16 protein-coding genes are annotated in these 16,009 nt (G+C 58.2%); 9 read left to right on the top strand and 7 right to left on the bottom strand.

The window, feature by feature from the left end; all coding sequences use genetic code 11:
• Positions 1-16 precede the first annotated feature (16 nt).
• On the top strand, positions 17-1,567 hold the full coding sequence (gene norR, locus PGR79_RS05215; protein WP_411325257.1) for a nitric oxide reductase transcriptional regulator NorR: 1,551 nt from the start codon (positions 17-19) through the stop codon (positions 1,565-1,567).
• On the opposite strand, the gene gutQ is transcribed toward norR, so the two are convergent.
• The 7 genes from gutQ to srlA form a co-directional block, all read right to left on the bottom strand.
• Positions 1,530-2,495, bottom strand: coding sequence for an arabinose-5-phosphate isomerase GutQ (gene gutQ, locus PGR79_RS05210; protein ID WP_087859297.1), 966 nt, complete (start codon positions 2,493-2,495; stop codon positions 1,530-1,532). The two genes, norR and gutQ, sit on opposite strands and share 38 nt — an antisense overlap.
• Positions 2,488-3,261: a glucitol operon DNA-binding transcriptional repressor SrlR gene (srlR, locus tag PGR79_RS05205; RefSeq protein WP_032708956.1), complete on the bottom strand. Its 774-nt coding sequence runs from the start codon at positions 3,259-3,261 to the stop codon at positions 2,488-2,490. The genes gutQ and srlR overlap by 8 nt, the downstream gene beginning before the upstream one ends.
• A gap of 67 nt (positions 3,262-3,328) precedes the next feature.
• Positions 3,329-3,688, bottom strand: coding sequence for a transcriptional regulator GutM (gene gutM, locus PGR79_RS05200; protein ID WP_015703248.1), 360 nt, complete (start codon positions 3,686-3,688; stop codon positions 3,329-3,331).
• A 124-nt stretch (positions 3,689-3,812) separates the two neighbouring features.
• On the bottom strand, positions 3,813-4,592 hold the full coding sequence (srlD, locus tag PGR79_RS05195) for a sorbitol-6-phosphate dehydrogenase (protein WP_213317203.1): 780 nt from the start codon (positions 4,590-4,592) through the stop codon (positions 3,813-3,815).
• Positions 4,593-4,604: 12 nt separating this feature from the next.
• The gene (gene srlB / locus PGR79_RS05190) at positions 4,605-4,967 is read right to left on the bottom strand and encodes a PTS glucitol/sorbitol transporter subunit IIA (RefSeq protein ID WP_113374629.1); all 363 of its coding nucleotides are present in this window, start codon (positions 4,965-4,967) and stop codon (positions 4,605-4,607) included.
• Positions 4,968-4,980: 13 nt separating this feature from the next.
• A complete protein-coding gene (gene srlE / locus PGR79_RS05185) occupies positions 4,981-5,952 on the bottom strand; it encodes a PTS glucitol/sorbitol transporter subunit IIB (protein WP_430921194.1) in 972 nt (323 codons plus the stop codon).
• Positions 5,949-6,512 carry a PTS glucitol/sorbitol transporter subunit IIC gene (gene srlA / locus PGR79_RS05180; protein WP_087859294.1) on the bottom strand — a complete coding sequence of 188 codons (564 nt, stop codon included), beginning with the start codon at positions 6,510-6,512 and terminating at the stop codon, positions 5,949-5,951. Before srlA ends, srlE begins: the two co-directional genes overlap by 4 nt.
• 276 nt (positions 6,513-6,788) lie before the next feature.
• Here srlA and mltB point away from each other — a divergent pair, with 276 nt between their 5' ends.
• From mltB to alaS, 8 genes are all read left to right on the top strand, one after another.
• Positions 6,789-7,868, top strand: coding sequence for a lytic murein transglycosylase B (gene mltB / locus PGR79_RS05175; protein WP_020078114.1), 1,080 nt, complete (start codon positions 6,789-6,791; stop codon positions 7,866-7,868).
• A 304-nt stretch (positions 7,869-8,172) separates the two neighbouring features.
• Positions 8,173-8,883: a metal ABC transporter ATP-binding protein gene (locus PGR79_RS05170; protein WP_162750228.1), complete on the top strand. Its 711-nt coding sequence runs from the start codon at positions 8,173-8,175 to the stop codon at positions 8,881-8,883.
• Entirely contained in the window at positions 8,880-9,743 is an 864-nt protein-coding gene (locus PGR79_RS05165; protein ID WP_015370052.1) for a metal ABC transporter permease, read from the top strand. Before PGR79_RS05170 ends, PGR79_RS05165 begins: the two co-directional genes overlap by 4 nt.
• A gap of 7 nt (positions 9,744-9,750) precedes the next feature.
• Complete coding sequence (locus tag PGR79_RS05160; RefSeq protein WP_087859293.1) at positions 9,751-10,629, top strand: metal ABC transporter substrate-binding protein; 879 nt, start codon at positions 9,751-9,753, stop codon at positions 10,627-10,629.
• A gap of 138 nt (positions 10,630-10,767) precedes the next feature.
• Positions 10,768-11,265: a nicotinamide-nucleotide amidase gene (gene pncC / locus PGR79_RS05155; protein ID WP_087859292.1), complete on the top strand. Its 498-nt coding sequence runs from the start codon at positions 10,768-10,770 to the stop codon at positions 11,263-11,265.
• Positions 11,266-11,354: 89 nt separating this feature from the next.
• Positions 11,355-12,413: a recombinase RecA gene (gene recA, locus PGR79_RS05150; protein WP_015370055.1), complete on the top strand. Its 1,059-nt coding sequence runs from the start codon at positions 11,355-11,357 to the stop codon at positions 12,411-12,413.
• A gap of 70 nt (positions 12,414-12,483) precedes the next feature.
• Complete coding sequence (gene recX, locus PGR79_RS05145) at positions 12,484-12,984, top strand: recombination regulator RecX (protein ID WP_015370056.1); 501 nt, start codon at positions 12,484-12,486, stop codon at positions 12,982-12,984.
• A gap of 251 nt (positions 12,985-13,235) precedes the next feature.
• Positions 13,236-15,863, top strand: a complete 2,628-nt coding sequence (gene alaS / locus PGR79_RS05140; protein ID WP_047080551.1) for an alanine--tRNA ligase — start codon at positions 13,236-13,238, stop codon at positions 15,861-15,863.
• Positions 15,864-16,009 lie beyond the last annotated feature (146 nt).

Raw genomic sequence — 16,009 nt, 5'->3', positions numbered from 1 at the left:
TGACAATGGAGCAGCAATGAGTTTTTCCGTCGACGAGCTGGCGAGAATCGCCATTGATTTACAAAGCGATATTGGTCACACCGACCGTTTTTCGCGTCTGATTACTACCCTGCGGCAGATTCTCGGCTGCGATGCCTCGGCGCTGCTGCGCTACGAGGCGCATCAGTTTGTGCCGCTGGCGATCGATGGCCTGGCGCAGGATGTGCTCGGTCGGCGCTTTGCCCTGGAAGGACACCCGCGGCTTGAGGCGATTGCGCGCGCCGGTGATGTGGTGCGCTTCCCGGCGGATAGCGATCTGCCTGACCCCTACGACGGGCTGATCCCCGGTCATGAGAGTCTGAAGGTTCACGCCTGCGTTGGCCTGCCGCTGTTCGCCGGGCAGACGCTGATTGGCGCGCTGACCCTTGACGGCATGGATGCCGACCGTTTCGATAGCTTTAGCGATGAAGAGCTGCGGCTAATTGCCGCGCTGGTGGCTGGCGCCTTGAATAACGCGCTGCTCATCGCCCGTCTTGAAGCGCAAAACGTGCTGCCGGCGCAGCCGGTGCATTACGCGCAGCCTGAGCGTCAGGAGATTATCGGCCTGTCGGCGCCCATGCTGCAGCTGAAAAAAGAGATCGATATCGTCGCTGCATCAGATTTAAACGTGCTGATAAGCGGCGAAACCGGCACCGGTAAAGAGCTGGTGGCGAAGGCGGTGCATCAGGGGTCGCCGCGAGCCGCCAATCCGCTGGTCTATCTCAACTGCGCGGCGCTACCGGAAAGCGTGGCGGAGAGCGAGCTGTTCGGCCATGTGAAAGGGGCATTTACCGGCGCTATCAGCAACCGCAGCGGTAAATTTGAGATGGCTGATAACGGCACCCTGTTCCTTGATGAAATTGGCGAACTGTCGCTGGCGTTGCAGGCGAAGCTGCTGCGCGTGCTGCAGTATGGCGATATTCAGCGCGTCGGCGATGACCGCAGCCTGCGGGTCGATGTGCGGGTGCTGGCGGCGACGAACCGCGATCTGCGCCAGGAGGTGGTGGAAGGGCGCTTTCGCGCCGATCTGTACCATCGGCTGAGCGTCTTCCCGCTGTCGGTTCCGGCGCTACGCGAACGGGAAAACGATGTGGTGCTGCTGGCGGGCTATTTCTGTGAGCAGTGCCGCCTGCGGATGGGGCTGGCGCGGGTCATTTTGGCTGAGGCGGCGCGAAACAGGCTGCAGCAGTGGTCCTGGCCGGGCAACGTGCGCGAACTGGAGCATGCTATTCACCGGGCGGTGGTGCTGGCGCGGGCCACCCAGGCCGGCGATGAAGTGGTACTGGAGCCGCAGCATTTCCAGTTTGCGGTGGCGGCGCCGATGTTGCCGACTGAGACGGTCGCAGCGGCGCCCGCGACGGGAAACGTCAATCTGCGCGAGGCGACCGACTCTTTTCAGCGAGAAGCGATTAGCCACGCGCTGGAGGCGAACCAGCGCAACTGGGCGGCGACCGCCCGTGCGCTGGAACTGGACGTCGCCAACCTGCATCGGCTGGCGAAACGTCTGGGGCTTAAAGGATCCCTGCCTGGTAAAAGTTCTGCAGGTTGATGGCGCCGACCAGCAGGCCGTTTTCATCCACTACCGGCGCGGCGCTGATTTTGTGTTTCATCAACCGCTCTTTGGCTTCCACCGCGCGGCTTTCCGCCTGCAGCGTCACGCCGTTGCGGGTCATCGCCTGAGTGACGCCATCGTTGAGCGTACCGCCAGCAACCAGCCAGCGGCGCAGGTCGCCGTCGGTGAAAACGCCCTGCACGCGGTTGGCTTCATCGCAGACCGCCACCAGGCCGAGCCCGGTTCGGCTTAGTTCAAGCATGGCGTCCATGACGTTGGCGTCAGCATTGACCCGCGGCACTTCTTCATCGCGGCGCATCAGATGATGCACTTTGTTCAGCAGCCGCGCGCCGAGGGCGCCCGCCGGGTGGGAACGGGCGAAATCTTCTTCATTGAAACCGCGCGCCTGCATCACCGCCATCGCCAACGCGTCGCCCAGCATCAGCGTGTTGACGGTGCTGGAGGTCGGCGCCAGATGCATCGGACAGGCTTCGCGCTCTACGGCGATATCCAGCACCGCTTTCGCCGCCAGCGCCAGCGGCGAGGTGGATTTGCCGGTCATCGCCAGCAGCGGAATGGATTTCTCTTCCAGCCGCGGTACGATGAGATCCAGCTCTTTCGCGCTGCCGGAGTAGGAGATAAACAGCATCACGTCGCGGCTATCGAGCATGCCGAGATCGCCGTGCAGGGCTTCCGCCGGATGGACGAAAAAGGCCGGGGTGCCGGTGCTGGCGAAGGTTGCCGCTAGCTTTTTGCCGATGTGGCCGGATTTACCGATACCGGAGACAATCAGTTTGCCCTCGCAGTGGATGATGGTTTCCGCCGCGCGGATGAAGTCGTCGCCCAGGCGTTCCGGCAGGCGGCTCGCCTCCTGCAGCTCAAGCATCAAGGTCTGGCGTCCGGCCTCTAACAAAAAGTTACTCATGATGTTCTCCAGTAATAATGACTTCAATACCTTTGGCTTCCAGCGCCCGCTGGAATTCAGGGTCAATATCGGCATCGGTAATCAATTTATCCACGCGTTCAAGGCCGCAGACAATGTTGGGACTTTTACGGCCAAACTTGGATGAGTCGGCCATCAGGATCACTTCGCGGGCGGCGTTACACATCGCCTTACTTACGGTATAGACCTCGTTAAAGGTGGTGACGCCCGCGACCAGATCAATGCCGTCGGTGCCCATAAACAGCTTGTCGAAGCTGAATTGTTCGAAGGCATTTTCCGCCAGTTGGCCGTGAAAGGAGGCTGATTTTTTACGGAAGGTGCCGCCCGGCATCAGGATGGTCTGCTCGTTATCGAGCTCGGAAAGCGCGTTGACGATATGCAGGCTGTTTGTCATCACCGTGATGTTATTGAAGCGGCTCAGCAACGGCACCATCTGCAGCACGGTGCTGCCGGCGTCGAGGATAATTGAATCGCCATCGTGGATGTATCGCACGGCGGCCTCGGCAATCTGCGCTTTCTTGTGGGTGTTGATCAGCGTCTTGTGGTCGATAGGCGGGTCGGCCTCGTCTTTATTTAACACTACGCCGCCGTAGGTGCGGATGACGGTCCCGGCATTCTCCAGTATCACCAGATCCTTACGGATAGTGGTGCCGGTGGTGTCGAAGTGTTGCGCCAGCTCTTCGACCGAGCATTTGCCCTGCGATTGCAGGTACTCGAGAATGGCTGCCTGGCGCTGACGTGGTTTCATAGGCGTTGTATCCTGCGTTTAAGTTTCGAAGTGATAATTTCGCAAGACATTAACTTTCACAACGAAATTATGCATGTTTCGGATTAAGCGCTAATGATAGTGCATTCTGACAGAGCGGATCATTGGGAAAGATCACATCAGGCTGCAATTCCTCGAGATGTTTACCGCTAAGCGTGGGGATTTTTTGCGGACTGGCGAAGACGGTGAGTCCCTTCATCAACAGCGTATCGCAAATACGATCGTTTTCATCGACGGCGATAGCGACAATCGCGCGCGGTTTAAAGCGCCCGGAGGAACGGCCTACGCCAACGCGGCCCTGCTGGCAAAGGCTATCAAAGGCGCGATTGAAGCGGCGGATCTGCCAGCCGCCGAACGCCAGTTGGCAAAGCCAGGCAATAGCGGCGACGGTAATGAGTGCGGTAACCATAATGTCTCCTGAAGGTGTGATGCCGGGTACAACCCGGGTACCGTTTTTTGTCGGGTGGCGGCTAACGCCTTGCCCGACCTACAGTTTTGTTGCCCGGATAAGCGCAGCGCCATCCGGGAACCTTTTAAAACATCACCTGGCCGCCGGTGACGTTAATCGACTGCCCGGTGCAGTACGACGCCTGTGGGCTGGCGTAGAACATCAACACGTTCAGCACATCCTGGTAATCGCAGCCGCGTTTCAACGGCACCTTATCGATGTAGTACTGCTCGACTTCGCTCTCATCGATGCCGAGCTTGGTGGCGTACTGCGGCAGCAGCGACTGGAACATCGGTGATTTCAACAGATTGCCGAGCATCAGCGAATGCACGGTAATGCCGTATTCCGCCAGATCCAGCGCCAGCGACTGGGTAAGCCCGACGCCGCCGAACTTCGCCGCGCTATAGCCTGAGTTATGCTTACTGCCGACTTTGCCGGATTTCGAGTTGATCTGAATGATGCGACCTTTAATGCCGTCGCGGATCATCAGCCGTGAGAACTCGCGGGCGCAGAGGAAATAGCCCACCAGGTTGACCTGCAGCGAGCGGTCAAAATCGCCCAGCGCGAAGTCGCTAATAAACGCGGCCTTAGCGATACCGGCACTGTAGACCAGGAGATCGACGCGCGTGAAAATCTCATCTACGCCGTGGGCCAGGGCCGTGACGCTGGCTTCGCTGGTGGCGTCGGCGCCGAAGCCGTATGCTGTACCTTCGCCATATTCAGTGTTGATCTCCTGGGCGACGCGGCTGGCTTTTTCACTTTGGATATCAACCACCGCCACGCGGTAGCCCTCGGCGGCCAGACCGCGGCACAGAAACTCTCCTAAGGTTTGTCCGCCACCAATGACAACAGCAACCTGATTCATCTTTCTCTCCTTCTAAGCAACAAATTTCAGTACACAGCCGGTCGCGATGGCGTCCGGCACCGGGCCCGCGACGTGAACGGTTCCGGGAAACTCCGCCTGACGATGACCGTCAAAGCGCAGGGTGATGTGGCCCAGCTCGCGCAGGTTTTGCTCGGCGACCTCGCCGACGGCGGTCACCGGATAATGCCGATCGCCGAGCTGTAGCTCTGCGCCCGGGCGCAGCGCACCGCATAGCTCACCGTGGTTGTGAATAAAGCAATACTCTTCGATATCCGCCGGTGCGCCTTCGCGGAAGGTAATGAGCATCTGTTCTTCCAGCGCCGTTGCCGCGCTGGCGCCGATACGGGTAATAGTGGTGTGGTAAATGACGGTCATCTTCAGGAACCTCTTATTGGTAAATAAATCCGGAAACGAACCACGCGATCAGCACGGTTGGCGCGCCGGTGAGGAAGCGGCTGACCAGCACCGACGGCACGCCGACGCGTACCGTCTCCTGACGGGCTTCGGCCAGCGACAGGCCTACCGGGATAAAATCGCAGGCGGCCTGGGCATTAATGGCAAACAGCGCGGGTAGGGCGAGATGCGGTGGAATGTTGCCCAGACCGATCTGGACGCCAATCAGTACGCCGATCACCTGGGCTATCACCGCGCCGGGGCCGAGAAACGGCGATAACAACGGGAAGGAGCAGATCAGCGCCAGCGTCACCAGCCCCAGCGGATGGCTGGCGAGCGGCGCCAGGCCGTGGGCAATCCAGTCGCCGATACCGGAGGCCATGATGATGCCGATCAGCGCCGAGACGAAGGCCATAAACGGCAGAATGGTTTTCAGCACCGTATCAATGGTGTCGCGTCCGGCCTGGAACAGTACCGCCACTACCGAACCCATCCCCATCCCGACCTTAGCCAGCAGGCCGTCGCTCTGTTCGGTAATCTTCTTGCTGGCATCGTAATCGCGGCCCGCGGCGGGGAGTGGTTGCACTGCCGTCTCGCCGCTATCTTCCAGCAGTTTGATGTTCTCTTCTTTTACTCCGGAGACGTAAATATCTTCGACGATGTACTGCGCCAGCTGCCCGGATTTACCGGTGGCGTGGATGTTGATGGTCGGAATACGGCGCTTCGGGTAGAGGCCGCAGCGCAGGGTGCCGCCGCAGTCAATAATGGCGATGCCAATTTCGCTTTCTGCCGGTTCACCTTCTTTAAATCCATCAACCGCCTGCCAACCGGTCAGGCTGGCGAGCTTATCGACGATCGCCGGGCGGGTGCCTGCGGTGATATAGACAATCTTTTTGCCCTCAACGATGTCGAGCTCAAGCGGGCCGCCCCAACCGCCGGTCCCTTTTTCAATACGAATACGGGTCATGATGTCGCTCCTGACAGATGCACTTTCTGGTCAAGTTGAATAGCCATTTTTCTTTCGAAAATAGAGGTGGTCAGGTCGGTGATCCAGCCGCGGAAGAAGTTGGTCACCAGGCCAACCAGCAGGTAGCTCACCGCCAGCGGGCCAAGCGGCAGGCCCAGCGTGGTGAGGCCGTTGGCGATGCCGAGATAAACAAACAGCTCGCCGGGGTTGATGTGCGGAAACAGCCCGTTCATCGAATGACAGCTATAGGAGGCCGCTGCGTAGTAGCTCGGTTTGTATTTCTCCGGCATAAAGCGGCCAAGGCTTAAGGTCATGGGGTTGCAGAAGACAAAGGTACCGATGCAAGGCAGCAGCAGGTAACGGGTAAGCGGGTTGCCGGCGCAGCGCTGCGCCAGCTTTTCGATCCGCTGCTGGCCGATAAAGTTGATCAGCGCGTTCATGATCACCAGCAGGCTTATCAGCAGCGGCAGGATCCCGGTCACCATACCGGTAAACACCTCGCCGCCTTTCTGAAACAGGCCGATGAACCACTCAGCGCCGTGGGTAACGATTTCAATCATTGTTCTCTCCTTCAGCGTATTATTTTTCTTGCTAACTGGAGGCTGATTTTAATCACTTTGAAAGGTTTAAAAGTGTTAAATTGATCGCAAAATGAAAGATAAATATTTTATTTTGAAAGTTCAGGGGCGGTGAGTGAAAAAATTAACGTGCGGATCGAACTCGGAGAACGTGCAAAAAAAGGACTATTTTGTCTGCAAATGTATTGCCGCTTCCTTGTTGGCGGGCGCATGCTTTACCATAATTACCCTTTGCCGATTTTGTTAAATGGAATTCCCATGTTGAAGCGTCGCTATCTGGCTTTACTCCCTTTATGTGCACTTCTGGCTGCCTGCAGCAGCAAACCTAAGACCCCCGCGGAAGCGGAGATGGCGAGCGGAACCGGCGGTTTTTTGCTGGAACCGCAGCATAACGTGATGCAGATGGGCGGCGATTTCGCCAATAACCCTGCGGCGGCGCAGTTCATCGATAAGATGGTGGCGAAACACGGCTTCGATAGACAGCAGCTCCAGGAGATCCTGTCGCAGGCTAAGCGCCTGGACTACGTGCTGCGGCTGATGGATCGCCAGGCGCCGAGCGGGTTGCCGCCGACCGGGCCAAACGGCGCCTGGTTACGCTATAAGAAACAGTTTATTACGCCGGATAACGTGCAGAACGGCGTGGTGTTCTGGAACCAGTATCAGGACGCGCTGAACCGCGCGTATCAGGTCTACGGCGTACCGCCGGAAATCATCGTCGGCATTATCGGCGTGGAAACCCGTTGGGGCCGGGTGATGGGCAAAACCCGCATCCTCGATGCGCTGGCGACGCTGTCGTTTAACTATCCGCGCCGCGCTGAATACTTCTCCTCTGAGCTGGAAACCTTCCTGCTGATGGCGCGCAGCGAAAGCGATGACCCGCTGGATCTGAAAGGCTCCTTTGCCGGCGCGATGGGCTACGGCCAGTTTATGCCGTCGTCGTATAAGCAATACGCGGTGGACTTCAACGGCGACGGTCATATCAACCTGTGGGATCCGGTTGATGCCATCGGTAGCGTGGCGAACTACTTTAAACAGCACGGTTGGGTGAGCGGCGATACCGTCGCGGTGCAGGCTCTGGGCCAGGCGCCGGGTCTGGATAACGGCTTTAAAACCAAATACAGCGTTTCACAGCTGTCGGCGGCGGGGTTAACCCCAACGCAGCCGCTGGGCAACCATCAGCAGGCCAGCCTGCTGCGGCTGGATATCGGCACCGGGTACCAGTACTGGTATGGCCTGCCGAACTTCTACACTATCACCCGCTATAACCACAGCACCCACTACGCGATGGCTGTCTGGCAACTGGGGCTGGCGGTTTCGCAGGCCCGCGGCGGGTATTGATCCTTTCATCCAGCCGACAAATTTCGAGTTCCCCGGATGGCGGCGCGTAGCGCCTTATCCGGGCTACGGTCTGGTATCCGGTTGGTAGCCCCGGGACGCTGCGCTTATCCTCCGGTTTTTTCCCGTCTGCGTGCCTCTTGTTGACCTTTGTTACATTTCCTCTCGCTGACGCAGATTTACATTCTTTTCTGAATCCCATATTGTTATGTTATAACATTTTGATGGGCGGGAATATGTTCACATCGGTTTTTATGGCATCCGGCGCGGCGCGCGTGGCAATCGCCAGCGGACTGCTGGCGGCGCTATGGCTGGCCACATGGTGGGCGGTGGCGCTGCCATGATTGAGCTGGATCACCTGGTTGCCGGGTATGAAGGCATGGCAATCACTCCGGCGCTAAGCGGCGTGATTGCGGCGGGAAGCCTGACGGCGATTGTCGGGCTTAATGGCTGTGGTAAATCGACGCTGCTGAAAACGCTGGCTGGATTTATTCCACCGGTTAGCGGCCGGCTGAACTGGCGCAAAGGGCGGCCAGTGGTCGGCTGGCTGGCGCAGCGCCATGCCCTGGAATCACAGTTTCCGCTGCTGGTGCGCGATGTCGTCAGCCAGGGGGCATGGCCGCGAGTCTCGCTGCTGCGCGGTCTGGGCGGCGGCGAGCGTCAGCGCATCAAGGCGGCGCTCGAGCGGGTGGGGCTCAGCGCGCTGGCCAATACGCCGATTGAAGAACTCTCGGGCGGCCAGTTCCAGCGCATGCTCTTTGCCAGGGTGATGGTGCAACAGGCGCCGCTGGTGATGTTGGACGAGCCGTTTACCGGCGTCGATGAGGCCACCAGCCGCGAGCTGATGGCGCTTATCGTCGATATGCATCGCGAGGGGCAAACGATACTGGCGGTGCTGCACGATAACCAGTGCGTGGCCGATTTCTTTCCCGAGACGCTGCTGCTTGAACCCCAGCACGCGCGCTGGGGCGAGACGTCAAGTGTGCTTCCTGCCTTCAACACCGCGAGGCAGGCATGATCTGGCATACCTTTTTTCAACCTTTTATTGAATTTGGCTTTATGCGCCGGGCGCTGGTGGTGTGCTTCGCGCTGTCGCTGAGCACCACCATGTTAGGCGTGCTATTGCTGCTGCGACGGATGAGCCTGATGGGCGATGCGCTGTCGCACGCCATTCTGCCGGGGGTGGCGGCGGGTTATCTCCTTAACGGCATGTCGCTGCTGGCGATGAGCGTTGGCGGATTTATCGCCGGGATCGCGGTGGCGCTGGTGGCAGGCTGGGTCAGCCGGCGAACGCCGCTGAAAGAGGACGCCAGTTTTGCCGGGTTTTACCTCGGCTCGCTGGCGCTTGGCGTCACGCTGGTCTCGCTGCGCGGCTCCAGCGTTGATCTGCTGCACCTGCTGTTCGGTTCGATTCTGGCGGTGGATAGCGACGCGGCGTTCTTTGTCACCGGCGTGGCGAGCCTGACGCTGCTGTGCATTGCGCTGTTTTATCGCGGGCTGGTCAGCGAGGCGTTCGATAGCGCCTGGCTACAGGTCAACGCGCGGCGGCTACCGGCGCTGCTGCACGGCCTGTTTCTCGCGCTATTGGTACTGAACCTGGTGGCGGGGTTTCAGGTGCTCGGCACGCTAATGGCGGTAGGGCTGATGATGTTGCCCGCGGTAGCGGCGCGCTGCTGGGCACGAACGCTGCCGGGCATTTTGTTGCTGGCGGCGGCGATCGGCGCGTTTTGCGCCTGGATGGGATTGAGCCTTTCGTGGGCAGTGAATTTACCCGCCGGGCCCGCCATCGTGCTGACCGCCAGCGTACTGTTTTTTATTTCAGTGTTTTTTGGCACGCGCAGCCGGCTGGTCGTTGGCTGGCGCAAATTGATGGGGTAAGGAAATGATGAAACGAAGTGCAGTGGTGATGGCGTTAGCCGTGGGGCTGATGGCGCAGGGGGCGATGGCAAAAACGCTGAACGTGGTAAGCAGTTTTTCGGTGTTGGGCGATATGGTGCAGCAGGTCGGAGGCGAGCATGTTCATGTCGATACGCTGGTAGGGCCGGATGGCGATCCGCACACCTTTGAACCCTCACCGAAGGATAGCGCGCTGCTCAGCAAAGCCGACGTGGTGGTGGTCAACGGGCTTGGCCTGGAAGGGTGGCTGGATCGGCTGGTGAAAGCGTCCGGTTTTAAGGGCGAATTAGTGGTGGCTTCAAAAGGGGTTAAGACGCATACCCTTGATGAAGACGGTAAAACGGTGACCGATCCGCACGCCTGGAATAGCGCCGCTAATGGCGCGTTGTACGCGCAGAATATCCTTGATGGCCTGGTGAAAGCCGACCCGCAGGATAAAGCGGCGCTCCAGAGCAGCGGTAAGCGTTATATCGAGCAGCTGACGGCAATTGACGGCTGGGCGAAGGCGCAGTTTAGCGCCATCCCGCAGGCGAAGCGTAAAGTGCTGACCAGCCATGATGCTTTCGGCTATTTTGGCCGCGCTTACAACGTGACGTTCCTTGCGCCGCAGGGGCTCTCATCCGAGAGCGAAGCCAGCGCGGCGCAGGTGGCGGCGTTGATTAAGCAAATCAAAGCCGATGGCGTACATACCTGGTTTATGGAGAACCAGCTGGACCCGCGTCTGGTGCAGCAAATCGCTGGCGCAACGGGGGCGCAACCGGGCGGCGAGCTCTATCCGGAAGCGCTGTCTAAGCCGGGCGGCGTGGCCGATAGCTACGTTAAAATGCTGCGCCATAACGTCGAGCTCATCGCCAATAGTATGAAGTAACAGGTTGTCTGGTCGTCCCGGTTGCAGCGGGACGGCCCATTTTTAGATCCCCCCTCGTAAAATCACCACCTCGTCCCCATATCTCTGCCGAAAGTGCTATCTTTGATGGCCTCTTTATCTGGCTTAAGCGGGGCAAAAATGACCGATTCAGAATTAATGCAGCTAAGCGAACAGGTTGGGCTGGCGCTGAAAGCGCAGGGCGCGACGGTGACCACCGCGGAGTCCTGCACCGGCGGCTGGATAGCCAAAGCGCTGACCGATATTGCCGGTAGCTCAGCGTGGTTTGAGCGCGGTTTCGTGACCTATAGCAACGAAGCCAAATCGCAGATGATTGGCGTGAGCGAAGTGACGTTACTGGATAACGGCGCGGTGAGCGAACCGGTGGTTGTCGAGATGGCGATTGGCGCGCTACGCGCGGCGCGCGCCACCTATGCGGTATCGGTCAGCGGTGTCGCCGGCCCGGACGGCGGCAGCGCGGAGAAGCCCGTCGGCACCGTGTGGTTCGGCGTCGCCTGTGCGAACGGGCAGGGCGTGACCCGCCGCGAATGCTTTGCCGGAGACCGCGAAGCGGTGCGTCGTCAGGCGACGGCCTATGCGTTAAATCTGCTCTGGCAACAATTTCTACAAAATACTTGATACTGTATGACCATACAGTATAATTGCCTCAACTGAACAAATATTAACGGCGAAGCGAACGCGCTTCACCTCGCATGACAGGAGTAACAATGGCGATCGACGAAAACAAACAGAAAGCGTTGGCGGCAGCACTGGGCCAGATCGAAAAGCAATTCGGTAAAGGCTCCATCATGCGCCTGGGTGAAGACCGTTCCATGGACGTGGAAACCATCTCCACCGGTTCGCTTTCTCTGGATATCGCGCTCGGCGCAGGCGGTCTGCCAATGGGCCGTATCGTTGAGATCTACGGGCCGGAATCATCGGGTAAAACTACCCTGACGCTGCAAGTTATCGCCGCAGCGCAGCGTGAAGGCAAAACCTGTGCGTTCATCGATGCCGAACACGCGCTGGATCCGGTATATGCCCGCAAGCTGGGCGTTGATATCGACAACCTGCTGTGCTCCCAGCCGGATACCGGCGAGCAGGCGCTGGAAATCTGTGACGCGCTGGCGCGTTCCGGCGCGGTAGACGTTATCGTCGTCGACTCCGTGGCGGCGCTGACGCCGAAGGCGGAAATCGAAGGCGAAATCGGCGACTCTCACATGGGCCTCGCGGCGCGTATGATGAGCCAGGCGATGCGTAAACTGGCTGGTAACCTGAAGCAGTCCAACACGTTGCTGATCTTCATCAACCAGATCCGTATGAAAATCGGCGTGATGTTCGGTAACCCGGAAACCACCACCGGTGGTAACGCGCTGAAGTTCTACGCTTCCGTGCGTCTGGACATTCGCCGCATCGGCGCGGTGAAAGAGGGCGACAACGTTGTCGGCAGCGAAACCCGCGTGAAAGTGGTGAAAAACAAAATCGCCGCGCCGTTCAAACAGGCTGAATTCCAGATCCTCTACGGTGAAGGCATCAACTTCTTCGGCGAGCTGGTTGACCTCGGCGTGAAAGAGAAGCTGATTGAAAAAGCGGGCGCCTGGTATAGCTACAACGGCGACAAAATCGGTCAGGGTAAAGCGAACGCTATCTCCTGGCTGAAAGATAACCCGGCGGCGGCGAAAGAAATTGAGAAGAAAGTTCGCGAACTGCTGCTCAACAACCAGGATTCCACGCCGGACTTCGCGGTTGACGGCAACGACGCAGAAGAAACCGAACAAGATTTCTGATATCGTCTAAAAGAGTGACAAAGGGCTGCTGATGCGGCCCTTTTGCTTTTCTTAGATTATCGAGGTGCCTGTGACTGAGACTTCACCACGCCGCTCCGGCTATGCGCGTCTTTTGGATCGCGCAATTCGTATTCTGGCGATGCGCGATCATAGCGAACAGGAGCTGCGGCGTAAGCTGGCGGCGCCGGTAATGAGTAAAAACGGGCCTGAAAAGCTGGACATCACACCGGAGGAGCTCGAACAGGTTGTCGGCTGGTGCCTGGAAAACCGCTATCTTGATGACCAGCGTTTTGTACGCCAGTTTATCGCCAGCCGGAGCCGCAAGGGCTATGGGCCGGCACGTATCCGCCAGGAGTTGAATCAAAAGGGCATTGGCCGCAGCGACATCGAAAGCGCGATGCGCGAGTGTGAAATCGACTGGGCGGCGCTGGCCAAAGAGCAGGCGCAGCGTAAATACGGCGAACCGTTACCTTCCGCCTTTACTGAAAAAGTTAAAATCCAGCGATTTTTGCTGTACCGCGGCTATCTGATGGAAGATATCCAGGAAATCTGGCGAAATTTTGCAGATTGACCCATCGGGGATTTTACTTCCCTCTAAAGAAAACTTATCTTATTCCCACTTTATTCCGTCGGGCCGCTGCTTGTGATTGCATAATCAGCGTCCAGGGCGATTATTCCTTATACACAAAATCATTCAAGCTGCATCACGGCGGCAAGAGAGAACAGCTTCTGGGGCGTACGTGAGTTCACTACCGGGAGAGGACGTTCCGCCAGGTCAGAGGCGACTTGAAGGATGAAGTGTAGCTTGATTTCAGGATAATTATGAGCAAGAGCACCGCTGAGATCCGTCAGGCGTTTCTCGACTTTTTCCATAGTAAGGGACATCAGGTAGTTGCCAGCAGCTCCCTGGTGCCGCACAACGATCCGACCCTGCTGTTTACCAACGCCGGGATGAACCAGTTCAAGGATGTCTTCCTTGGTCTCGACAAACGTAATTATTCGCGCGCGACCACCGCGCAGCGTTGCGTGCGTGCGGGCGGTAAACACAACGATCTGGAAAACGTCGGTTACACCGCGCGTCACCACACCTTCTTCGAAATGCTGGGCAACTTCAGCTTCGGCGATTACTTCAAGCAGGATGCCATCAAATACGCATGGGAACTGCTGACCGGTGAGAACTGGTTCGCCCTGCCAAAAGAAAAACTGTGGGTTACCGTTTACGAGACCGATGACGAAGCTTTCGACATCTGGGCCAATGAAGTGGGCGTTCCGCGTGAGCGTATTATCCGCATCGGCGACAACAAAGGCGCGCCGTTTGCTTCTGATAACTTCTGGCAGATGGGCGATACCGGTCCGTGCGGCCCGTGCACCGAAATCTTCTTTGATCATGGCGATCACATCTGGGGCGGCCCTCCGGGAAGCCCGGAAGAAGATGGCGACCGTTACATTGAGATCTGGAACATCGTCTTCATGCAGTTCAACCGTCAGGCTGACGGTACCATGGAGCCGCTGCCGAAGCCTTCCGTTGATACCGGTATGGGGCTGGAGCGTATTGCCGCTGTTCTGCAGCACGTTAACTCCAACTATGACATCGACCTGTTCCGCAACCTGATTGCGAGCGTGGCGAAAGTCACCGGCGCGACCGATCTCACTAACAAGTCGCTGCGCGTTATCGCCGACCACATTCGTTCTTGCGCATTCCTGATTGCTGATGGCGTGATCCCGTCGAATGAAAACCGCGGCTACGTGCTGCGTCGTATCATTCGCCGCGCGATTCGCCACGGCAACATGCTGGGCGCGAAGGACACCTTCTTCTGGAAACTGGTTGCTCCGCTTATCGACGTGATGGGCGCTGCCGGTGAAGAACTGAAACAGCAGCAGGCTCTGGTAGAGCAGGTGCTGAAAACCGAAGAAGAGCAGTTTGCGCGCACACTGGAGCGCGGGCTGGCGCTGCTGGATGAGGAACTGTCGAAGCTTAAAGGCGACACGCTGGACGGCGAAACCGCCTTCCGTCTGTATGACACCTATGGCTTCCCGGTTGACCTGACTGCGGATGTCTGCCGCGAGCGCAACATCAAGGTTGACGAAGCAGGCTTTGAAGCCGCGATGGAAGAGCAGCGCCGCCGCGCACGTGAGTCCAGCGGTTTCGGCGCTGACTATAACGCGATGATTCGCGTTGACGGCGCATCGGAATTTAAAGGCTACGATCATCTGGAGCTGAACGGCAAAGTTACTGCGCTGTTCATCGACGGCAAAGCGGTTGATAGCGTCAGCGCGGGTCAGGATGCGGTTGTAGTCCTTGACCAGACGCCGTTCTATGCGGAATCCGGCGGTCAGGTAGGCGATAAAGGCGAACTGAAAGGCGCTGGCTTCTCCTTCGCGGTCAGCGATACGCAGAAGTACGGCCAGGCTATTGGTCATATCGGTAAAGTCGCCAGCGGTTCCCTGAAAGTGGGTGACGCGGTGCAGGCCGATGTCGATCAGGCTCGCCGTCAGCGTATCCGTCTCAACCACTCCGCGACGCACCTGATGCACGCGGCGCTGCGCCAGGTCCTCGGTACCCACGTGGCGCAGAAAGGCTCACTGGTTAACGATAAAGCGCTGCGTTTTGACTTCTCGCATTTTGAAGCGATGAAGCCGGAAGAGATTCGTGCGGTAGAAGATCTGGTCAACGCGCAGATCCGTCGTAACCTGGCTATCGAAACCAATATCATGGATATCGATGCCGCGCGTGAATCCGGCGCCATGGCGCTGTTCGGCGAGAAATACGACGATCGCGTTCGCGTACTGCGGATGGGCGATTTCTCCACCGAGCTGTGCGGCGGTACTCACGCGGCGCGTACCGGTGATATTGGCCTGTTCCGTATTACCTCTGAATCCGGTACCGCCGCAGGCGTGCGCCGTATTGAAGCGGTGACCGGCGAAGGGGCGATTGCCAGCCTGCATGCGCAGAGCGATCAGCTCAGCGATATCGCGCAGCTGCTGAAGGGCGATAGCCACAGCATCGGCGATAAAGTTCGCGCGGCGCTTGAGCGTACCCGTCAGTTGGAAAAAGAGCTGCAGCAGCTGAAAGAGCAGGCTGCAGCGCAGGAGAGCGCTAATCTCTCCAGTAAAGCCGAAGAAATTAACGGCGTTAAGCTGCTGGTCAGCGAGCTGACCGGCGTTGAGCCGAAAATGCTGCGTACCATGGTTGATGATCTGAAAAACCAGCTCGGTTCGACGGTCGTTGTATTAGCTACGGTAGCGGATGGTAAGGTTTCTCTGATTGCAGGTGTGTCTAAGGATGTGACAGACCGCGTGAAAGCAGGGGAGCTGGTTGGTATGGTCGCCCAGCAGGTGGGCGGTAAAGGGGGCGGTCGTCCGGATATGGCGCAAGCCGGCGGTACCGATGCGTCTGCTCTCCCTGCTGCGTTAGCCAGTGTGAAAGGCTGGGTCAGCGCAAAACTGTAATAACTATAAACGCATTTACCCTAAATAATTCGAGTTGCAGGAAGGCGGCGACGCAGCGAATCCCCAGGAGCTTACTTAAGTAAGTGACTGGGGTGAGTGAGGAAAGCCAACACACATGCAACTTGAAGTATGACGGGTATAGGTGC

It is taken from the genome of Klebsiella sp. 141161 (assembly GCF_050600815.1).
In the GTDB taxonomy this organism is placed as follows: domain Bacteria; phylum Pseudomonadota; class Gammaproteobacteria; order Enterobacterales; family Enterobacteriaceae; genus Klebsiella; species Klebsiella aerogenes.
Note: the sequence above shows the minus strand (reverse complement) of the source record. Positions and strands in the feature narration are given on the sequence as shown.